Below are 19,232 nucleotides of genomic sequence, written 5' to 3'. Positions count from 1 at the left end.
GTTTCGGGGCCAACGATTCGTGCAGAAAAAAGAAACCCCGCCGTTTCGGCGGGGTTCGTCACCGGCAGGTCGCGCAGGACCTCCGGTGCGTGCAGCAGTGGGATTTACCAGTTCAGCACGGCGCCCACCGCGAAGGTATTGGTGTCTTCATTGAGACTGCTTCCAGCAGCCGCGTCGACTTCATACTGGTTGTACTCGGCCACCAGTTTGAGGTTGTCGTTGATGGTCCGGAAGTAGGCGATCCCACGGGTTTCATAATCGGCCTCGCTACCCAGCGCCACCACGTTGTTGCCGTCGTCCTGGGTCTTGCCGTACGACAGCGCGAGGCGGTTCTTGCCAAAGGTATAAGAACCCTGCAGCAGATAGCCGTCACTGTCGGTTTCGCGTAAAACCGGCTCGAGGAAGTTGTTGGTGAAGAACGGGCTCATGCCCTTGGCCTGGAACCCGGAGGCGGTCAGCGAGACCCCACCCATCTTGGCTTGTACGCCGTAACCGAGGCCTTTGGAGGTTACTTCATCCACGGTGGAGTCGGTATTGTCAGAGGTCTGATAGGCGCCGTTCAGCCAGGAGTATATCTGCGCGCCACCGACATCGAACTGGTAGGTGATTTCCGACTCGAAGCGCGGATTGTCCTGGTACGACTGGCCGCCGTTGGTGGTGTCGTTGTTGGTGTCGACCGGGTCCATGATGCCGGCGGCCACGCGCAGCCCTTCCATGACCGGCGAGCGGTAGGTGATCTGCGAGGTCGGGAATGGATAGGGGTACCCGGTGCCGATGTTGCCAAACGAAACGCCGGCACCATCCACCAGACCGAGAGCGTCGGCCGAGTTGCCAAAGCTGGCCAGCATCTCGTCCATGAAAATGTTGGAGCGAGCAAACAGACCGAAATCCTTACCGATCAGGACCTCGCCCCACTCGCTACCAACGGTACCGTAGAACTGGCGTACGTCGATGGCGGTGGCCGTGCCGTTGGTATCGCTGTCGTTGATGGTGACCCAGAAAGATGAACGCGCACCAAGCTTCAGGTCACCGACCTGCTTGCCGAAGTTGAAGCCGATCCAGTTGGGCAGGAATCCCATCTTCACCCGCGACTGGCGGCGGTCGTTCAGCTCGCCTTCGCGGTCGACGTCGCTGTTGACGAAGAAGGCGTTCACATAGCCGTCGGTGGAAAAGGTAGTGTCGTCCTGGTCATACAGGACAATTTCAGCCATGGCCGACTGGCTCAGGCTCATGGCAATCGCGCTGGCCAGAGCCAGGGGCAAAAAGGTGGTAACCGCTTTCTTCTTGTTGTGCATGGCGCTCTCCGCTGATGTGACGACAGGCAGTCGTGTCGAGGCGGATTATCGAAAGCGCAACCGCGAGGCCATACGCTGCTATGGCGGCAATTGGCTACTTCTTTGGCCGCTAGCGTTGTCTTGCGCTTTAAGCACATGCCCGTCATGCCGGAGGAACTAGCGCCTAGGTAGTACGCCGTCACGCTTAGGTATGCCCAGGCAACACCATACGGGCCTGTCCGTACGGCCAAATCATGGCGTTTGGATCGATTAAAGATGGCGAGGATCCGCGCGGCAATGGCGCGAGAACGGCGCAGCAGCGGAGCGGAATCAGGACCAGTCAGGGGCCGGCGCGGGTGCGTTGGCAACCACGACCCAGCCCCCGGTCGCAGCACGCAGGGCATCCAGGGCTGCGGTTAGATCGTCGCGTCGCAGGCTGCACATGGCGGCGGCAACCTGCGCGGGATGCGCAACGTCATGCCCTGCCAGGACGCTCTGCCAGGCCTGCTCTGCCCGGGCGTGCAGCTCTGTCGGACTGACAACATGCCTGTCGCTCGCTTCGCGGGCGGCACGCTCGACGATCTCGGTGGACTGCTCCGCCAGCGTCGTGGCGAAGTCCAATAGGAAGGTCTGAATATGGTCAAGAATCGCTTCGGCGGACGCCACTGGCGACTGCACCGCGAAGAGCATGCCGGCGTGGCCACCCAACTGACAGAAGCGACTGAAAACCGCATACCCCAGCTGCAGCTCGCTGCGCAGGCGGCGGAAGAAGGCCCCTTCAAGCAGACGCGCTAAGACACGCCAGGCCGCTTCGCATGCGACCGTGCGGTCCGGCAGCGGACAAAACAGCAGAAAGGCCGTTTCGGACATGGGCACCCCGCCGCCGATATCGTGCCAACGCCGGCCTGCGCAATGGCCGGCCATTGCGACGGGTGCGCTCGAGGGCGTTCCCGGCAGCCTGCTGATCGCATCCGCGAGCGAGTCACTGAAGGCCGGTGCAAAGCCTATCGCCAGACCGTGCCATTGCGCCGATTGCCAGTACCGAGACAAGGCTAACGGCTCCGTCAATACGGCATCCCGACCGGCGTTCCGGGACACGCTCGCGAGCAGCCGAGGCAAGCGTTTGAGGAGTTGACGGATCAGCATCTCACCGTCACCGAGCGCCACCTCACGCTCGGCAAGCCGATCGCCCAGAGGGAACGATTCCGCGGGCGGCTCGAGCAGCAGCCGCGATATGTCGCCGAGAATCATCGGTATGGCCTCGGCGAAGCCTTCGAGTGATAGACACCAGCCCTCTCCCAGATCCTCTAAACGCAGCGTTACGCCGGCCTGCTGCGCGGCCCAGATTCCCGAGCGCAAGGCATGCGACAGTGCGTGCCATAACCCCGACGGTGGCTGCCCGGCAGCGAATCGCCAATGCACGAACAGCGCCCCACGATCGCTGGCATCACCCGGCCCAAGCCGCCGTAGCGCCGGCGTGACCGAACGGGCCCCGTGCGTCGCGGCACAGGGCTGCAGCCACGGATTGGGTGCCGGCTGTTGCCAGCCCCAGGAGTGCGGTTCTGTTGGCGACGGCGTTTCCAGTCCCAGGCGCAGCGGAAAACCGTCGGTTTCGATGGCTTCGCAGGCGGCGGTGTCAGCGGTTAACACCAGCGGGCCGGCCCCGATCATCTGCCTCAAGAGCGTACCCAGCGCCTCGCGGATCGCCACTTCGTCGCTGTCGTTGGCCCAGGCCAGCGGGTCCGCCCAATGGCGTAGCTTGGCCAGCGGCTCGGCACCCTGCAGGCTTCGCTGACGGATGCTTCGATACTCTTCGCGACAGGGTTGCCAGCGTGCCTCGTCCGAGAAGAAGCGCAGCCAGTCGAGCACCGCGTCGACAATCCTCGCTCGCTCGGCTAAGCCTCGCGCGGTCAGCATCAGCTCGATGACCACCACGCCCTGCCCCGCATGCCAATAAGGCACGCGCAACTTCAACGATTGGCACAGGTCTGCCGCGCGTAGCCGCTGGACAACACTTTCAGGCGCCTCGGACGCTATCCAACTGGCAAAGTGATCCAGTGCTGGCACGCCGTGCTCAGGCATCGCGTCAAGGGCGAACAGGAGATTCAGCCGCGGCTGAGCGCTTGCGATCTGTAACCGAAGCCAGCTATCACGATTGCAACGCAAAGGCTGCACGGCGCGGGTGACGGCGCCGCCCGCTGTGAGCGTGTCGTCCGCCAGGGCCGCGAGCCGCTGCAGTTCGGCAACGCTCTGCGGTCCGGCCAACAACAGCTCCATCTGTCCACACTGGTAGAAGCGCTGATGAAAATCGAGCAGCATCTGCTGAAACTGCGGATCCTCCACCGGTAGCGTGTCCCGGTTGCCGGCATGAAAACCGCTGAGCGGGTGAGCAGGATCGAAGGCTGTGCTCAATGCGGCATCGCAGAGCGTTTCGATGTCCTGGGCGCGGGCGCGGTATTCGGCATGCAACACCTCGCGTTCGCGCAGCTGTGCAGAGGGATCGAGCAGCGGATGCGCCAGCATATCCAACAGACGCCGCAAAGCTGCTTCGAGCTTGCTGGCCGGGAGCTGGAAGAAGAAGTCGGTATGACGTTCGCGAGTCGAGGCATTCAACTGCCCGCCGCACCCCTGAACGAAAGGCATCAGGCTTTGTGCCGCGCCATAGTCACGACTGCCGAGAAACAGCAGGTGCTCGAGGAAATGGGCCAGCCCTGGGTAACTCTCGGGAGCGTCATGGGAACCGGCATGAACCCGCACCAGGGCGGCGGCCTGCGCGCCGTGCGATAACGGTAGCAGGCGCACCCGCAATCCTTTGGTCAGAGCCACTTGTGGAGGACGCTGCGTCGGATCGGAAGTCTGGAGCATGGCGTCATCGTGTTCCGGCTGAGGTCGCTAAGCATCGCGCCGAGTCGCGGCCGACACAATGATGCTTAAGCATCGGACCCTGCGCGCCGTTCAGCAAGCCGGCTGACGGCCGTGTCGGTGGTCGTTAGGTATCCAGATGCCCGTCGAGAAGCTGCAACAGGCGGCGCTGCATCAGCTTGCCCGAAGTGCCGAGGCAGGCAATCGAGGCCCCTCTAAAAACTTCTTCCGAAAATTCTGTCCCCTCGCCTACCAACGCCAGCGGGCAGTCGATGCCCAGCGAGAGCTTGGCCATTTGGCGCATTAGTACCGCGCTCGGTGGGGCATTGGCATAAAGCACCAGCGCACGCGGACGAGCCTTTTCGCAAACCAGCGGAAGCTCATCGAGAGGCTGTCCGAGCCCCAGCACATTGACGGCTACGGTGTCGCTGGACAGCAGCAGACCGGTGATCAACAGCTCGAGCTCTCGACACGGTCCTGGCAAGGCCGCTAGCAAGACGCGCCTTTCTGCCTGGCTGCTGGCAATCTGCAACCGCTGCAGCACGCGGGCGCGGAGGAACGCATCGAGAAATAGCCATTCGCTGGTCTGGCCATATTCGCCCTGACGCAGCAGCAGCTGTTGCCACACCGGAAGCAACACATCCTGAAAGACCGCCGCCTGCGGATAAAGGGAGAAAATCTGCCCGTAAAGCTGATCCAGTCGGGCCCCATCGAAACTACTCACGGCGTGCTGCACCTGCACCATCCATTCGCTCCATTCACCTATCGCTTCCTGCTGCTCCACCGGTAAGGCGGCTCTGGTTGCAGCATGGCGGGAAAGAATGCTGCCCACCTTGCTGACGGCGACGCCACGGTCGGTCCAGGACCGGATGCTGCGAATGGATTCAATATCGGTCAGGGAATAAAGGCGATGGCCACTTTCGGTGCGGGTGGGCTGGATCAGACCATAGCGCCGCTCCCAAGCGCGCAGCGTGACCGGGTTGACGCCCGTCAGACGCGAGACTTCCCGAATCGGGAACAGCTCTTCCTGCCGGAGCGTGTCGGAAGAAAGCCGTGTGGATACCTGGGCAGGTTCGGTCATGACGCGGGCAGCTCATGCAGATGATCGGCGCATTGTAGCCCAGGCCCGAGCCGTTCAGACCGTGCTGAAATACGCAGTTCGGCTCGCTCCAGTATCGACCGGCCGCTCTGCGCCACGCCAGACCGTGCCGTCCCGTCCGAAGTTGATCTAGAATGCCGCGACCACGAATGAGGGGCCTCAGATGATCAATGCCAAGCTGCTGCAAAGGATAATCGACGCCTCGAACGATGGGATCGTGATTGCCGAGCAAGAGGGTGAGGACACCATCTTGATCTATGCAAACCCAGCCTTCGAACGCCTGACCGGTTACGCCGTGGAGGATATCCTCTATCAGGATTGCCGCTTCCTGCAGGCAGACGACCGCGCCCAGCCCGGTGTCGCGGCGATTCGCGAGGCGATAAGGAGCAGCCAGCCCTGCCGCCAGATCATCCGCAATTACCGAAAGGATGGCAGCGCGTTCTGGAACGAGCTTTCGATCACACCGGTATTCAACGAAGCTGACCAACTCACCTATTTCATCGGTATTCAAAAGGACGTCAGCCTCGAGGTCGAGACTGGACAGCGGGTCGTCGAACTGGAAGCCGAAGTGCAGCAACTCAAAAGTCAGCTCGACGCACTTAAACGCTAACCGCCTCTGGTCGTCCTTTATCCATTTGCCCTTCAGCCGGTCAAACTGTCGCCGATACGCTTGAAGCATGGCCGATGTGTCAGATCGCCCTGCTGCGAACAGATAGTCAACCATTAACCACCGCCTAGCTGAACGGCGGATGCATTCGGACCCGTATCCTTGACCGCCTACGCTTTCGCCGAAAACGCAACGGTAATGCTCGCTCTCTGCTGGCTGCTGTCCTATACCGCTCGCCAGTGGGGACAGCGCCATCACCGCCGGGCAAAGTGCATGGCGGGCCTGTGGTTCGGCGGCGCCTGCATCGTCGGCATGCTGATGCCGCTCTCCATGCAGTCGGGAATCATCTTCGACGCGCGCACCGTGGTGCTGAGCATGGGGGCGCTGTTCGGCGGCCCGATCGTCGCCGGTATCGCCGGCGTGTTGGCAGGCAGCTACCGGTTGTGGCTCGGCGGCTCGGGCGTCTGGGTCGGGTTGCTCAACGTAATGCTGCCAATCGGTCTGGGGCTCGGCTATCGATATTTTCATCAGCGCGGACAACTGGCGATCGGCTTCCGGCCGCTGCTGCTGTTTGGCCTGCTGCTGCATGCTTGCGTCGTCGCCACCCTGCTGCTTTTGCCAGCGCCCTTCGTGGCACCCACCATCGATCAGGTCGCGGTTCCGATGTTGCTGGTGATGCCGACCGCGGTGGTGTTACTCGGCCTGATGCTGGCCGACATGCTCAATCGCGCGCAGATCGAACGCGCGATGCACCTCAGCGAAGCTCGCTTGAGGGCTATTACCCAAGCGATTCCCGACGTGCTGATGGTGCTCGATGAGGATGGTCGCTACCTTGAAGTGATCGCCAACGATGCCGCCGTTTCCCATGGCACTGACCCAACGTTGGTGGGCAAAACCCTGGATGACCTGCTTCCAGCATCGCAGGCACAGCGTTTTCGTGAATTCATCCGCAGTACTCTCGCCAGCGATTCGCCCGGCCTTTTCGAATATTCCATCCAAAGCGCTGGCGGGCTGAAGGTCTTCGAAGTACGGGCACAACGCCTGACATTGGCGCAACCGTATAAGCCGGCAGTGGTCTGTCTGAGCCGCGATATCAGCGAGCGCGCCAATGCCGAGCAGGAGCGGCGCATCGCCTCGATCGCATTCGAAAGCCAGCAAGGCATGATCATCGCCGACGCGGAGAATCGTATTCTGCGGGTGAACCAGGCATTCAGCGATATCAGCGGCTACAGCGCAGCGGAAGCCATTGGTCAGGACACTCGTCTGCTCGCCTCCGGACGGCACACTCCCGACTTCTACCAGGCCATGTGGCGCAGTATCGAGCAGACCGGCGCCTGGCAGGGGGAAATCTGGAACCGGCGCAAAAGCGGTGAGATATACCCCGAGTGGCTGTCGATCACTACGGTTCTTGACGCGCACGGCAAGGTGTCGCATTACGTAGCGGCTTTCACCGACATCACCGAGCGCAAGGAAGCGGAAGAGCGCATTCATCACCTCGCCTTCTACGATCCACTGAGCGGCCTGCCTAACCGCCGTTTGCTGCTTGATCGTCTCAAACAGGCGTTAGCAGCATCCAATCGCAGCCAGCGTTACGGCGCATTGATGTTCATCGACCTGGACAATTTCAAGAACATCAACGATTTGCATGGCCATCAGGCGGGCGACCTGCTGCTTTGCCAGGTCGCCGAACGACTAAGCAACGAGGTCCGCACGATCGACACTATCGCCCGGCTCGGCGGCGACGAGTTCGTGGTCATGCTCGAAGACCTGGACTTACGGGCGGAATATGCGGCAGCCCGGGCCGAGCAGATCGGAGAAAAACTGCTCGCGGCGCTCAGCGCGCCTTACCGGCTGGAGTCGCTACTGTTACACAGCAGCGCCAGTATCGGCGTAGTACTCCTTAATGCCTGCGACGGCGACGCCGAGGAGCTGATGAAGCGCGCCGACATGTCCCTGTACGAAGCCAAGCAAGCTGGTAGGAACGCGCTGCGCTTCTTCGACCCGCGCATGCAGCAAGCGGTGCAGGAACGTTTGCGTCTGGAAGAGGAGATTCGCCGCGGGCTCGACGCCGGCGAGTTCGTGATTCAGTTCCAGGCACAGATCGAACGACATCGGGGGCTCGTCGGGGCGGAAGTGCTGGCGCGATGGCAGCATCCGCAACGCGGCCTGCTGTTCCCTATCCACTTCATCGGACCGGCCGAGCGCGCTGGACTGATCGAAGCGCTGGATTTCGTCGTACTGACCCAGGCCTGCGAGCAGCTTGCCGCTTGGGCCCACCAGCCGGGCCGAGACGAACTGACGCTGGCGGTCAACCTCAGCGCGAGCCTGCTGTATCAGTCCGACTTCGCCCACCGCCTGCTCGAGTTACTGGAGCGCACTGGCGCCGACCCACGACTACTCAAGCTCGAGATCACCGAATCATTGCTGCTGGATGACATGGAAGAAGCTGTGGTGCGGATGAACATCCTGAAACAGCACGGCATCCGCTTTGCGATCGACGATTTCGGCACCGGTTATTCGTCCATGGCCTACCTGCAGCGGTTACCGCTCGATCAGTTGAAGATCGATCAGTCCTTTGTCCGCCAGTTGGCCGAGGACCCCAGTAGCCAGATGATCGTCCGGGCCACCTGCGCGCTCGCCGCGGGGCTCAATCTGGAAGTCATCGCTGAAGGGGTCGAGACAGAAGCGCAACGCTCGTTGCTGATTGCCAACGGCTGCGAGATGTTCCAGGGCTACTTGTTCAGTCGCCCCGTCCCACTGAACGAGTTCGAAGCGCTGCAGCTTGTAGTCGTGGCGTGATCGCAGGCTTCCGTAGCGGGAGCCGCGCTCGCACCTGACCCACCGAGCTGCAAGCTGTGGCTGGCCTCCTACAAGGCCTGCGGCGCCCTCCGGCAGAGCGCGACCAGCGCCTGCACCCAGCTTTCGTGCGTATTCAGGCAGGGAACCAGCTGCAGGTTTTCACCTCCCGCGCCAATGAATTGCTCACGGCCGCGATCACCGATTTCCTCCAGGGTTTCGATGCAGTCCGCAACGAATGCCGGGCACATCACCAAGAGCTTTTTCACGCCCATAGCCGCGAGCTCTTCCAGGTGCGCTTCGGTATAGGGCTCGATCCACTTGGCGCGGCCTAACCGTGACTGGAACGAAACCGACCACTGTTCCGGGCGAAGCCCGGCGCGCGTGGCGAATGCCGCGCCACTCTGCATGCATTGGGCGCGGTAGCAATTGGCGAGCACCTCGCCTTCGGCTCGCTGGCAGCAGTCCGCGCTTTTCAGGCAATGCGAGCCCGTCGGGTCGGTCTTGTGCAGGTGGCGTTCGGGCAAACCGTGGAAGCTCAACAGTAGATGATCGAAATCCTGCGCCAGGTACGGCCGAGCACTATCGACCAGCGCGTCGAGGTATTCCGGCTGGTCATAGAACGGCTGCAGGATCGAAAGCTTGATCTCGAGGCGCTTCTCTCGGATCACACGCTGCGCCTCGTCAATGGCGGTAGTCGTGGTGCTGTCGGCGAACTGCGGATACAGCGGCGCAAAGGTCACCTGCTTGATGCCCTGCTTCGCGAGCTTGACCAGCTTACTCTCGATCGATGGCTCGCCGTAGCGCATTGCCAGTTCAACGGGACCTTCAGTCCAGTAAGGACGCACTGCATCGGTCAGGCGCTGGCTGAGCACGACCAGTGGCGACCCCTCCGGCCACCAGATCGATGCGTAGGCATGAGCGGATTGCGCCGGGCGTTTGACCAGAATCAGCGATACCAGCAAGCGGCGGATGGGCCATGGCAGATCGACGACATAGGGATCCATCAGAAATTGATTGAGATAGCGGCGCACATCCGCGACCTCGGTAGAAGCCGGTGAACCCAGGTTGACCAATAACAACGCCTGCTCAGTCATGCATATTCCTGACTACTGATTAAAGAATCACGCCGCCAACCCGCCGCGGGCGGCGCATTTTTACACAGCTGACTGCGGCTTGCGCAGGTCCGCCAATGCCGCATCCAGCTCGACGAAGCGAAAGTGAAACCCTGCTGCCCTCAACCGCGCCGGGATTGCCTTCTGACCACCGAGAATCAGCCCGGACAACTCACCCAGCGTGCCTCTCAAGGCGAGCGCCGGAACCGGTAATATCGCCGGACGCCCTAGACTGCGCCCCAGGGCCTTGGCGAATTCGGCGTTGCGCACCGGTTGCGGCGAGCAGGCATTGTAGGGGCCGTGCGCAGCCGGCTGCCGCAACAGAAAATCTATCAAGGCGATTTCGTCGTCTATGTGAATCCATGGCATCCATTGCCGGCCGCTACCCTGACGACCGCCCAGCCCCAGCCGGAACAGTGGCATCAGACGCTGCAAGAATCCTCCGTCTCGGGCCAACACCAAACCGGTGCGCACCAGGACAACGCGGATTCCGAGGCGCTTCGCGCGCATGGCGCTTTCTTCCCAGGCTCCGCAGAGCTGGCTGGCGAAATCGTTGCCGGCAGGGCCATCGTCTTCGCTCAGCTCGCGCTCGCCCCCATCGCCGTACCAACCCACTGCCGATCCGGATATCAGCACCTGCGGTTGCTTCAATTGCCCGGACAGCCATTCGATCAGCTGCTCGGTAAGATTGATCCGGCTGTTCCAGAGCAGCAGGCGGCGCGAGCGGGTCCAGGGGCGATCTGCGATCGGTGCACCCGCCAGGTTGATAACCGCATCCAGCGGAACTTGATCCATCTCCTGCAACTGACCGACGCCCGTCACCCCCTCGCCACAGCGCTCGGCCACTCGCTCCGGCGTACGGCTCCAAACCCAGAGCTTATGCCCCTCTGCCAGCCAGTACTGGCAGAGCTTTCGCCCGATCAGGCCAGTCCCACCGGTCAGCAATATGTTCATGATGGCGACCTCCTTGGTTCAGCGAAGGACCGCTCCTGCCCCGGAGGCTGGACGGCCATGTACTTGATAATAGCCTTGTACAGGCAGGGTTAATATGCACAGCTTTTAGCCGCACTTTGGGGCGCGCCGTCCCACTCCGCCGCGCAAAATCGTCGCCTCGGCGTTGCCGCCGGCTTCTTTGCGGCAAATCCAAAAACCTGTGATACCACGCATGATCATTCGGGCGAGGTCATTGAGACGATTGACTTGTACAAAGGCGAACCTAGAATGGACAAAATTGTACATATAAGTATTCCTGTACAATAAATAGTTGAGGCCAGCCCAATGCTTACTCCGTCACGTCCTGTCATCAAGATTGGTATCAGCGCCTGTTTGCTGGGCAGTCCTGTACGTTTCAATGGTGGTCACAAGGAATCACGGTTATGCAGCGAAACGCTGGCTCGTCATTTCGAATTCGTGCCGATCTGTCCGGAAGTGGCCATCGGCCTGGGTACACCACGCGAGCCGATTCGGCTGGTCGGCGAGCCCACCAATCCTCGTGCCGTCGGTACCGTGCATCCGGAGCTGGACGTCAGCGACGCGCTAACCGCCTACGGCGAGCGGATCGCCGCTGAACTGGATGACCTCAGCGGCTACATCCTGATGCAGAAGTCCCCCTCCTGCGGTATGGAGCGGGTGAAGGTTTATCAGGCCAATGGTCATCCGGTTGACGGCGGCGGATCCGGTCTGTTCGCGCGCGCCCTCATGCAGGCATGGCCGGATTTGCCCGTGGAAGAAGACGGCAGGCTCAACGATCCGGTGCTGCGAGAAAACTTCCTGTCGCGGGTCTTCGCCCACGCCGAATGGCAGCGCCTGCGGGATACTGGACTGACGCGCAAGGCACTGGTGGATTTCCACTCACGTTACAAGTATCAGCTGATGGCGACCGATCCATTGCAGTACAAGGCACTCGGTCGGATGGTCGCGACGATCGGCAAGATGCCGTTGGACGAGTTCGCTCCCACCTACTTCCGCCAATTGATGCAAGCCTTGAAGAAGACCGCGTCGCGCGGCAACCACAGCAACGTGTTGCAGCACCTGAGCGGCTACTTGAAACGTGACATCGGCAGCGAAGATAAGCAGGAGCTGCAGCACCTGATCACTCAATACCGCGAAGGCGTCGTGCCGCTGGTGGTGCCGCTGACGCTGCTCAAGCATCACTTCCGCCGGCATCCGGATCGCTATGTTGCCAATCAGGCCTATCTGCAGCCGCACCCCGAGAATCTCAGCCTGCGCAACGCAATCTGACGCGACTGGAAACCAAATCTGAAATGACTCAACTGCTCTGGCTGCGCAGCGACCTGCGCGTTGCCGACAATACCGCCCTGGCCGCGGCTATGAATGCCGGTCCCACCGTCGCCCTGTATCTGATTACCCCCGCGCAATGGCTCGCCCATGACGACGCCGCGTGCAAGATCGATTTCCAGCTGCGCAACCTGGGCGTGCTCTCCACGCGTCTCGCCGAGCTGAACGTGCCGTTACTGATTCGCCGTGTGGAACACTGGCAGGCGGCACCGGCGCAGATCGTCGATCTGTGCCGTCAGTATCAGATCGACACCCTGCATATCAACGATGAGTACGGAGTGAACGAGCAACGCCGCGACGAGGCGACCGCCGAAGCACTTCGCAATACCCCTACGAGACTTCAGCGGCACCTGGATCAGTTGCTCTTTGCGCCAGGCAGTGTGAAAACCCTCGCGGGCGATTGCTTCAAGGTCTTCAGTCAGTTCCGCAAGGTTTGCTATTTGCGCCTGAGCCATTCGCTGCCGCGCTGCCTGCCAGTGCCCGCCCCGCAAGCCTGGATACCCGTTCCTAGCGATCCGGTACCAACGGCCGTTGCAGATTTCGCCTCGCCCAGCGACGTATTACGTGGGCGCTGGCCCGCAGGTGAAGAGGCGGCACACAAGCGCTTGGCATCGTTTGCCGAGCATGGCCTGGCCGAGTACCAACAGCGTCGCGATTTTCCCGCTCAATCCGGTACCAGTCGGCTGTCGCCATACCTGGTTGCGGGCGTCATTTCGCCGCGACAATGCCTACACGCCGCGTTGGCAATGAACCAGGGCGAGTTGGACAGCGGTAATCCGGGTGTTGTCACCTGGATCAACGAATTGCTCTGGCGGGAGTTCTACAAACACATCCTCCATGGCTATCCGAGGGTTTCGATGGGTCGGGCCTTCCGTAGCCAAACCGAGGCCCTGCCCTGGCGCCACGCACCCGACGAGTTGGCGGCCTGGCAACAGGGTCGCACCGGCTTTCCGATCATCGATGCCGCCATGCGTCAGCTGTTGGCGACCGGCTGGATGCACAATCGACTGCGCATGATCGTCGCCATGTTTCTGAGCAAGAACCTGCTGATCGACTGGCGCGAAGGTGAGCGCTGGTTCATGCGGCACCTGATCGATGGCGACCTCGCCGCGAACAATGGCGGCTGGCAATGGAGCGCCTCGACCGGCACCGACTCGGTGCCCTACTTCCGCCTGTTCAACCCACTCAGCCAATCGGCCAAATTCGATCCGCACGGTGACTTTCTGCGGCAATGGTTGCCGGAGCTGGCTCACTTGAGCAACCGAGACATTCACGACCCGCGCGCTTCCAGCGGGCTCTTCGGTACCCCCGGATATCCGCTGCCGATCGTGGATCTGACGACGAGCCGCGAGCGCGCCCTGTCCGCCTTCAGGAATCTGGGCGAGCGACTGTGATTCATCCGTTCTCGCTGCGCTGAAGCCAATGCCGGTTTGTCGCACCGATTGGAATCGACGTGACGCGGTGTTTTGATTGCGCCTTGAGAAGCGAAGAGCTTCACCATGAACAATCGACAGGAGCCGAGCCCATGATCCCTGCCCCGCTGATCGAGGCACTGCGCCAAGCCCGCCATATGGTGGTATTTACCGGTGCTGGCGTCTCGGCAGAGAGTGGCATTCCGACATTTCGCGACTCGCTTACCGGTCTTTGGGCGCGTTTCGATGCCACCTCGCTGGCTACACCCGAAGCTTTCCAAGCGGACCCCGCGCTGGTCTGGGGCTGGTACGAATGGCGCCGCATGAAGGTCCTGCAGGCTCAGCCAAATGCGGCCCACCTGGCCATCACCGAATTGGCCCGACAGGTGCCCCGTCTCACGCTCGTTTCACAGAACGTCGACGATCTGCATGAGCGCGCCGGTAGCACCGAGGTCGTTCACCTTCACGGCAGTTTGCATCAGCCGCGCTGTTGCAAATGTGGCGAATCCCCGAAGCAACCGCTGGACATGCCCAACGAGCCGGAAGGCGGCCGTCGGCTGCAACCGCCAAGCTGCACCATTTGCAGCGGCCTGTTGCGTCCCGGTGTCGTCTGGTTTGGCGAAAACCTTCCTGCCGCTGCCTTGAGCGCCGCCCTCCAAGCCGCTGAAACGTGCGACCTGCTGATTTCGGTCGGCACCTCCGGCATGGTTTATCCCGCCGCAGAAATTCCTGGGCTTGCCTGGCGTGCCGGGGCGGTCATCGTCCACGTCAATCCCCTGCCCCATAGGCAGCACCGCGAACGGGAATACACCTTGGCTGGCCCAGCGGGCGAACAGCTGCCGGCACTGGTCGCGCAGGCGTTCGGGGATCGCTGAGCGCCGTTAAAGGCTGACCGAGCCGATAGATTGTTGCAGCTCGATGGTCTGCGGATTGGCGAACAGCTCGCGGGAATCGCCAACCTCATACACCTTACCGTGGTGCATGAACACCAGCTTGCAGCCCACTTCACGGGCGAAGCGCATCTCATGGGTGATGACCATCACTTGAGACCGGCAATGCCCGCCACGATCAGTGCGATCGACAGGAGCTTGAGCGGCGTCAGCGCCTCGCCCAGCAGCAAGGCACCCAGCAACACCGTGCCCAGCGTGCCGATACCGGTCCATATGGGATAAGCGATGCTCACCGGCAGATCGCGCAGCGCCAACGTCAGGAAATAAATCCCCGCGCTCGCGCCGACGACCACCAAACCACTGGGAAGCAACCGAGTGAAACCCTCGGCATACTTCATCGACATCGCGAACAGCACTTCGAAGCCAGCTGCCAGCAGGAGGAATGCCCAGCCGCTGGCCATCAGAAGTCCATCGCCAATTGCGCCAGACGCCGCTGCGCAGCCTGGTAGGAATCTTCGAATGCCATTCCACCGAACTCGTCGTTTTCCACTGCAACCACCTCGACGTCGGTAATGCCGATCAGTCCCAGTACATCGCGCAAATGGGTATCGGCATGATTGAGGTGGGCGTTCACACCGTCCGGACCGTAGCCGCGATCACCTCGGGTGGTAATGATCAACCCGCGCTTACCCAGGACCCGTGGTTTGTACTGGCTCGTCGGGTCCTCGGGGGTGAAGTCGAAGGTCCGGCCGATGCGCACGATCTGGTCGATCCAGGCCTTCACCCCACTGGGAACACCGAAGTTGTACATGGGCGCGGCGATGACGAGACGATCCGTGGCGAGCAACTCATCAACCAGCTCATCGCTGAGAGCAAGGTCCGCCTGCATCGTCGAGGAACGGGTAAGGGGGTCGTGAAAGGCGGCTGCAACCCAACCTTCGGTTACTGCGGGTAATGAAACGCGCCCTACCTCCCGATGCGTGATCTCAGCGCCATGCTGCTCGGCTGTCAGCGCCTCGAGGAAGTGGTCGAGCAAACGCCGAGAGTGTGAACGCTCGCCTCGTGGGCTACCTTGCACAGCTAGAATTTTTTTCATCAGTGACCTCCATAAGCCGCGCCAGTGCGGCTGTAGGAGCCAAGTTATTTGCTGCCAGCCCGGACGACAAATGAGCAATACTCGTCCGGAATGAATTCAATTCACCTGAGCATCGATATGTTCGCGAATCTGCCTCTCACTGCATTACGCACCTTTGAATCGGCGGCGCGGCTGAAAAGTTTCAAGTCAGCAGCCGAGGAGCTCGCGGTAACGCCCACTGCCGTTTCCCATCAGATCAAGCTGCTCGAAGGCTGGTTGGGGGTACCGTTGTTTCAGCGGATGGCCCGCGGCGTACGGTTGACTGACTGCGGCGAGCGGCTGTTTCGCAGTCTGCATGGGGCGCTGCTGGACGTCGTGCAAACGGTCGACCATTTGCGCCCCCAACCCAGTACCGGCAGCCTGACGTTGTCCACGACGCCGGCCTTCGCCGCACTCTGGTTGATCCCGCGGCTCGGGTACTTCTATCAGGCTCACCCAGGCATAAAGGTGCGTGTCGAGACCAGCACCGAACTGCTCGATCTGCATCAGGATGCCAGCATCGATCTGGTGATCCGCTATGGCTATAACGATCACCCCAGCTTGCACAGTCAATGCCTGCTCGACGAGTGTTTCGGCGTTTATGGCGCACCGGGCCTGCTGGCGTCGCTCGACCCAACGCGCCTGACCCTGATTACCGTGCGCTGGCGCAATTCGCAGCTCTATGATCGCAGCTGGAAAGCCTGGTGCGAGGCTGCGGGCGAGACATGGATGGACACCGCCGAGCTGCGTGAATATGACGAGGAGCATTACGCCTTGCAGGCCGCCATTGCAGGACAGGGTCTGGTGCTGGCGAGCAATGTGCTGGTGTCGCAGAGCCTGGCAATGGGGCTGTTGCAGCCCTACCGCAGCGAAATTACCGTGTCCGGCGCCTCCTATACGGCGCTCTGCGTCCCCGGCCGCGAGCGCCACCCACCCGTGAAGGCCTTCCTCGACTGGCTGACCAACGAATCCTGCAGCCGCTGAACCCGATCAGGTTAGCGGCGTAACCACCGCGGTCTGATACGCCGTACGCTGCTGCAATCGCTCATACCAGTCGCGCAGGTGCGGCTGATCCGGCCGGTCGATCGGCATCTCGAACCAGGCATAGGCGAAACATCCCAGAGGAATGTCGCCCATGCCGAATGAGGTGCCGGACAGATAGGGCTGCTCTGAGAGCGTCCGATCGGCGATCGCCAGCAACTTGCCGCATTCCGCCAGCGCCGCCTGCACCACCGCCATGTCGCGTTGTTCCGGTGCGGTACGCACGATGTTCCAGAACAGCGGACGGAAGGGTGCGGCCAAGGATGACGTTACCCAGTCCATCCATTTGTCCGCCTCGGCACGCCGGCGCGGATCGGCATTCCATAGCGGTTCTGCGCCATATTGCGCGGCGAGGTAGCGGACGATGGAGTTGGACTCCCAGAGCACCAGCTCGCCGTCTTGCAGGCAGGGCACCAGGCGATTCGGATTCATCGCAGCATATTCGGCCTCACCGACTACGCCGAAGGTGCCACCGGCGTCGATGCGTGTGTAGGGCACACCGAGTTCTTCCAGACACCACAGCGCCTTTTTCACGTTCGTTGAATTGATCCGACCCCAGAGCTTCACCATGCATCTACCCTCTCATCCGCCAGCGCTGCGCGCCAAAACCTGCACCCTAGCGGTAAACCGGTGACATCAGCTAGCACTGCGATGCGCCATCGGACGGTATATCGCTACCGACTCCTCCCCCTGCCAGCCAGCAGCCGAGTTGCACCCTGGGGCTTGTGCGTGTACCAGAACACCCGACTGACGCCACGGGTGATCGCCACATAGGCCAGGCGCAAAGCCTCGTCGGCCATGGCCTGATCGTAGCTGTTGCGAAAGAACCCACAGTAGGCATACAGCGCGTTGCGCAGAGGGTGACGCTCAGCTGGCAGGCAGTCATCGACGATAATCGCAACCTCCGCCTGCAGGCCCTTGGCGCGGTGAATGGTGTAGGTCTTGACCGGCAACTTGCGGTCCAGCTGCGCCTCGATGGCCCGCAAGGGTTCGTTACGCCGGCTGAGTACCAATACCGCATTGCGGTCCGCGTTCGGTCGCTTGCCGACATGTTCGCACTGGGCCTGGATCTCGCGGACCAGATCAGGCAGTTGCGTCTTCACGTCGAAACGGGTGATCAGCTTCACCCCATGGTCTCCCGGCTGCGTCGCTTTGGCCGCCTGGCTGGTCTTTGCCTGCTTGAACGCCACGTCGCCCAGCACTGCCTCGCCGTCGCGGATGATGGGTTCGATCGAGCGGTAGTTGGTTTCCAGCATCAGCACCCTGCTCTTCTTCGACGCGCCGCGCCCGGGGAAGTACTTATCGAAATCCATGAACAGTTCCGGCGAGCTGCCACGCCAACCATAGATCGACTGCCAGTCATCGCCGATGGCCATCAGACTCACCGTTTCGCCCTGGCGGGCCAGCGCACGATGCAGCGCCTGCAGCCACTGCACGATCTGCGGCGAGATGTCCTGGAATTCATCGATCAGTAGATGGCTGAACGGTGCCAGGGCGGCGGGCGGCAGGCCGCGATCGGCCAAGCGTTTAGTCAACCCCTGGAAGGCACCGTTGAAAGTGGTCAGCCCTTCACGCTCAAGAAGAGCCTGGAAATGCTGCCAGAACAGGCCTAGCGCTTCGATGAACGCACGTTCAGCTGCGGAGCAGTCCATCCGGTCCGGTTGCATCTGTTCGATCCGGATGCCGATGCTCTCGATAAAACCGGCTTGCACGTAGAAGGCCTCGAACAACGGTACCGCGCTGAACTCGCCGACCAGTTTGAACTTGTCGAGCGGCGCTTTGGGTACGCGCTTGCGCTTCGACTCGTCCGGCAACGGCAGCTGCAGCAGCTCGTGCACCCGCGAACGGAAATCTTGATCTTCGGCGTAGCAGTTCTGGTAGGCCTGTTTCAGCAGACGCTGCTGTGCCGGCCGCAGACGCGCGGTGGTCAGTGGATTGTCCAGGTCGGTGGGTGATGCGCCCTTCTCGTCCAATTGCTCGAACCAGACCGGCTTGCCCAGCACGTCCTTGGCCAACACCGCCATCGCCGAGTGGAAGGTTCGCACGCATTGGCGCGCACTGGCCGGATCGAAATCGAAGTTCCAGAAACCCAGCACCCGAATCAATTGCTCGCGCAGTTGCGCGCAGGAAGCATTGGTAAAGGAAATCACCGTCAGCCGCTCTGGCGCGATGCCCATGTGACAGAGCATGAAGACCACCCGCAACACGAGCGTGGTGGATTTGCCCGAGCCGGCCCCAGCAAAGATCCGCGTCACCGGGCTATCGCTGAGGATCATTGCCCATTGTTCGTCCGAAGGCGCACAGATCACGCCCGCTTCGACTGCACGGCCGACTCGCAAGCGCATTGCCTGGACCTGCGGGTCGTCGACTACGAGCTTTGCCGGCCCGTAAATGCCTTCGCTAGCAGCCTTGCGCGATGCAACCCGAGGCTTGACGGTCTTCTCCCCGGCCGATTGCTTGGGCGCGCGACCGACCTTGGCCGGCGGGGTGCCGGGCTTCTTGGTGGCGCGCTTGGCTGTACTGGTGGTGGCACTGGGCCAGCGCCGCAGCACCAACTCTTCCTCCGACTGCAAATAAGCCGATGTACGAGGGAAACAACGTGTCAGGGCCCCTGACAGCAGAAGCTTGTAGCGCTTGACGGCAGACAACATGAAAAACCAACCGGTGCATCAACAGGTGATTGTTATGGTAAGGGTTTTTCGCCGCCGGCTGGCGTCCACGCAA

The 19,232-nt window shown here is 61.6% G+C and carries 15 protein-coding genes and 1 pseudogene; 6 read left to right on the top strand and 10 right to left on the bottom strand.

Annotated features, from left to right (window positions below; all coding sequences use genetic code 11):
• Positions 1-104: 104 nt before the first annotated feature.
• The 3 genes from ACL0K2_RS01255 to ACL0K2_RS01245 all read right to left on the bottom strand — a co-directional run bounded on the left by ACL0K2_RS01255 (position 105) and on the right by ACL0K2_RS01245 (position 5,217).
• Entirely contained in the window at positions 105-1,295 is a 1,191-nt protein-coding gene (locus tag ACL0K2_RS01255) for a porin (protein ID WP_239609391.1), read from the bottom strand.
• A 309-nt stretch (positions 1,296-1,604) separates the two neighbouring features.
• The gene (gene pqqF, locus ACL0K2_RS01250) at positions 1,605-4,139 is read right to left on the bottom strand and encodes a pyrroloquinoline quinone biosynthesis protein PqqF (protein WP_413043589.1); all 2,535 of its coding nucleotides are present in this window, start codon (positions 4,137-4,139) and stop codon (positions 1,605-1,607) included.
• Positions 4,140-4,263: 124 nt separating this feature from the next.
• Positions 4,264-5,217, bottom strand: a complete 954-nt coding sequence (locus ACL0K2_RS01245; protein ID WP_413043588.1) for a MerR family transcriptional regulator — start codon at positions 5,215-5,217, stop codon at positions 4,264-4,266.
• A gap of 181 nt (positions 5,218-5,398) precedes the next feature.
• Here ACL0K2_RS01245 and ACL0K2_RS01240 point away from each other — a divergent pair, with 181 nt between their 5' ends.
• Both ACL0K2_RS01240 and ACL0K2_RS01235 read left to right on the top strand, forming a co-directional pair.
• On the top strand, positions 5,399-5,845 hold the full coding sequence (locus ACL0K2_RS01240) for a PAS domain-containing protein (protein ID WP_413043587.1): 447 nt from the start codon (positions 5,399-5,401) through the stop codon (positions 5,843-5,845).
• A 159-nt stretch (positions 5,846-6,004) separates the two neighbouring features.
• Positions 6,005-8,641 (top strand): EAL domain-containing protein, encoded by a 2,637-nt coding sequence (locus tag ACL0K2_RS01235; RefSeq protein ID WP_413043586.1) that lies wholly within the window; start codon positions 6,005-6,007, stop codon positions 8,639-8,641.
• Between the two features lie 68 nt (positions 8,642-8,709).
• Here ACL0K2_RS01235 and hemH read toward each other — a convergent pair whose 3' ends face one another.
• A complete protein-coding gene (hemH, locus tag ACL0K2_RS01230; RefSeq protein ID WP_045161976.1) occupies positions 8,710-9,735 on the bottom strand; it encodes a ferrochelatase in 1,026 nt (341 codons plus the stop codon).
• Between the two features lie 60 nt (positions 9,736-9,795).
• Positions 9,796-10,707 carry a TIGR01777 family oxidoreductase gene (locus tag ACL0K2_RS01225; RefSeq protein ID WP_045161975.1) on the bottom strand — a complete coding sequence of 304 codons (912 nt, stop codon included), beginning with the start codon at positions 10,705-10,707 and terminating at the stop codon, positions 9,796-9,798.
• Positions 10,708-11,031: 324 nt separating this feature from the next.
• On the opposite strand from ACL0K2_RS01225, the gene ACL0K2_RS01220 reads away from it, so the two are divergent.
• The 3 genes from ACL0K2_RS01220 (at position 11,032) to ACL0K2_RS01210 (ending at position 14,338) form a co-directional block, all read left to right on the top strand.
• Positions 11,032-11,994, top strand: coding sequence for a YbgA family protein (locus tag ACL0K2_RS01220; RefSeq protein ID WP_413043585.1), 963 nt, complete (start codon positions 11,032-11,034; stop codon positions 11,992-11,994).
• A gap of 23 nt (positions 11,995-12,017) precedes the next feature.
• Positions 12,018-13,445, top strand: coding sequence for a deoxyribodipyrimidine photo-lyase (gene phrB / locus ACL0K2_RS01215; RefSeq protein WP_413043584.1), 1,428 nt, complete (start codon positions 12,018-12,020; stop codon positions 13,443-13,445).
• 131 nt (positions 13,446-13,576) lie between these two features.
• The gene (locus ACL0K2_RS01210) at positions 13,577-14,338 is read left to right on the top strand and encodes an SIR2 family NAD-dependent protein deacylase (protein WP_413043583.1); all 762 of its coding nucleotides are present in this window, start codon (positions 13,577-13,579) and stop codon (positions 14,336-14,338) included.
• Positions 14,339-14,344: 6 nt separating this feature from the next.
• Here the strand turns inward: ACL0K2_RS01210 and ACL0K2_RS01205 are convergent.
• From ACL0K2_RS01205 to ACL0K2_RS01195, 3 genes and pseudogenes are all read right to left on the bottom strand, one after another.
• Positions 14,345-14,506 (bottom strand): annotated as a pseudogene (locus ACL0K2_RS01205) (amino acid ABC transporter ATP-binding protein); the annotation flags it as partial.
• A complete protein-coding gene (locus ACL0K2_RS01200; RefSeq protein WP_045161970.1) occupies positions 14,503-14,814 on the bottom strand; it encodes a DMT family transporter in 312 nt (103 codons plus the stop codon). The gene ACL0K2_RS01200 and the pseudogene ACL0K2_RS01205, both read right to left, overlap by 4 nt.
• Positions 14,814-15,449, bottom strand: a complete 636-nt coding sequence (locus ACL0K2_RS01195; protein ID WP_239609373.1) for an FMN-dependent NADH-azoreductase — start codon at positions 15,447-15,449, stop codon at positions 14,814-14,816. The genes ACL0K2_RS01200 and ACL0K2_RS01195 overlap by 1 nt, the downstream gene beginning before the upstream one ends.
• Positions 15,450-15,566: 117 nt before the next feature.
• Here ACL0K2_RS01195 and ACL0K2_RS01190 point away from each other — a divergent pair, with 117 nt between their 5' ends.
• Positions 15,567-16,451 (top strand): LysR substrate-binding domain-containing protein, encoded by an 885-nt coding sequence (locus tag ACL0K2_RS01190; protein ID WP_045162073.1) that lies wholly within the window; start codon positions 15,567-15,569, stop codon positions 16,449-16,451.
• A gap of 6 nt (positions 16,452-16,457) precedes the next feature.
• On the opposite strand, the gene ACL0K2_RS01185 is transcribed toward ACL0K2_RS01190, so the two are convergent.
• Together ACL0K2_RS01185 and ACL0K2_RS01180 are read right to left on the bottom strand one after the other, a co-directional pair.
• On the bottom strand, positions 16,458-17,078 hold the full coding sequence (locus tag ACL0K2_RS01185) for a glutathione S-transferase (RefSeq protein ID WP_413043582.1): 621 nt from the start codon (positions 17,076-17,078) through the stop codon (positions 16,458-16,460).
• 104 nt (positions 17,079-17,182) lie between these two features.
• On the bottom strand, positions 17,183-19,159 hold the full coding sequence (locus ACL0K2_RS01180; protein WP_239609371.1) for an ATP-dependent helicase: 1,977 nt from the start codon (positions 19,157-19,159) through the stop codon (positions 17,183-17,185).
• Between the last annotated feature and the right edge of the window lie 73 nt (positions 19,160-19,232).

It is taken from the genome of Pseudomonas sp. YJ42 (genome assembly GCF_047225135.1).
GTDB lineage: Bacteria > Pseudomonadota > Gammaproteobacteria > Pseudomonadales > Pseudomonadaceae > Stutzerimonas > Stutzerimonas stutzeri_E.
The sequence above is the reverse complement of the archived record's forward strand: the minus strand, read 5'-3'. Positions and strand labels throughout refer to the sequence as shown.

Excerpts from the sequence above, each read along its gene's own strand:
- pqqF (WP_413043589.1), bottom strand. The coding sequence starts at position 4,139 with ATGCTCCAGACTTCCGATCCGACGCAGCGTCCTCCACAAGTGGCTCTG.
- hemH (WP_045161976.1), bottom strand. The coding sequence starts at position 9,735 with ATGACTGAGCAGGCGTTGTTATTGGTCAACCTGGGTTCACCGGCTTCT.
- ACL0K2_RS01255 (WP_239609391.1), bottom strand. The coding sequence starts at position 1,295 with ATGCACAACAAGAAGAAAGCGGTTACCACCTTTTTGCCCCTGGCTCTG.
- ACL0K2_RS01200 (WP_045161970.1), bottom strand. The coding sequence starts at position 14,814 with ATGGCCAGCGGCTGGGCATTCCTCCTGCTGGCAGCTGGCTTCGAAGTG.
- ACL0K2_RS01245 (WP_413043588.1), bottom strand. The coding sequence starts at position 5,217 with ATGACCGAACCTGCCCAGGTATCCACACGGCTTTCTTCCGACACGCTC.
- ACL0K2_RS01240 (WP_413043587.1), top strand. The coding sequence starts at position 5,399 with ATGATCAATGCCAAGCTGCTGCAAAGGATAATCGACGCCTCGAACGAT.
- ACL0K2_RS01210 (WP_413043583.1), top strand. The coding sequence starts at position 13,577 with ATGATCCCTGCCCCGCTGATCGAGGCACTGCGCCAAGCCCGCCATATG.
- ACL0K2_RS01225 (WP_045161975.1), bottom strand. The coding sequence starts at position 10,707 with ATGAACATATTGCTGACCGGTGGGACTGGCCTGATCGGGCGAAAGCTC.
- ACL0K2_RS01185 (WP_413043582.1), bottom strand. The coding sequence starts at position 17,078 with ATGGTGAAGCTCTGGGGTCGGATCAATTCAACGAACGTGAAAAAGGCG.
- ACL0K2_RS01190 (WP_045162073.1), top strand. The coding sequence starts at position 15,567 with ATGTTCGCGAATCTGCCTCTCACTGCATTACGCACCTTTGAATCGGCG.
- phrB (WP_413043584.1), top strand. The coding sequence starts at position 12,018 with ATGACTCAACTGCTCTGGCTGCGCAGCGACCTGCGCGTTGCCGACAAT.
- ACL0K2_RS01195 (WP_239609373.1), bottom strand. The coding sequence starts at position 15,449 with ATGAAAAAAATTCTAGCTGTGCAAGGTAGCCCACGAGGCGAGCGTTCA.
- ACL0K2_RS01220 (WP_413043585.1), top strand. The coding sequence starts at position 11,032 with ATGCTTACTCCGTCACGTCCTGTCATCAAGATTGGTATCAGCGCCTGT.
- ACL0K2_RS01180 (WP_239609371.1), bottom strand. The coding sequence starts at position 19,159 with ATGTTGTCTGCCGTCAAGCGCTACAAGCTTCTGCTGTCAGGGGCCCTG.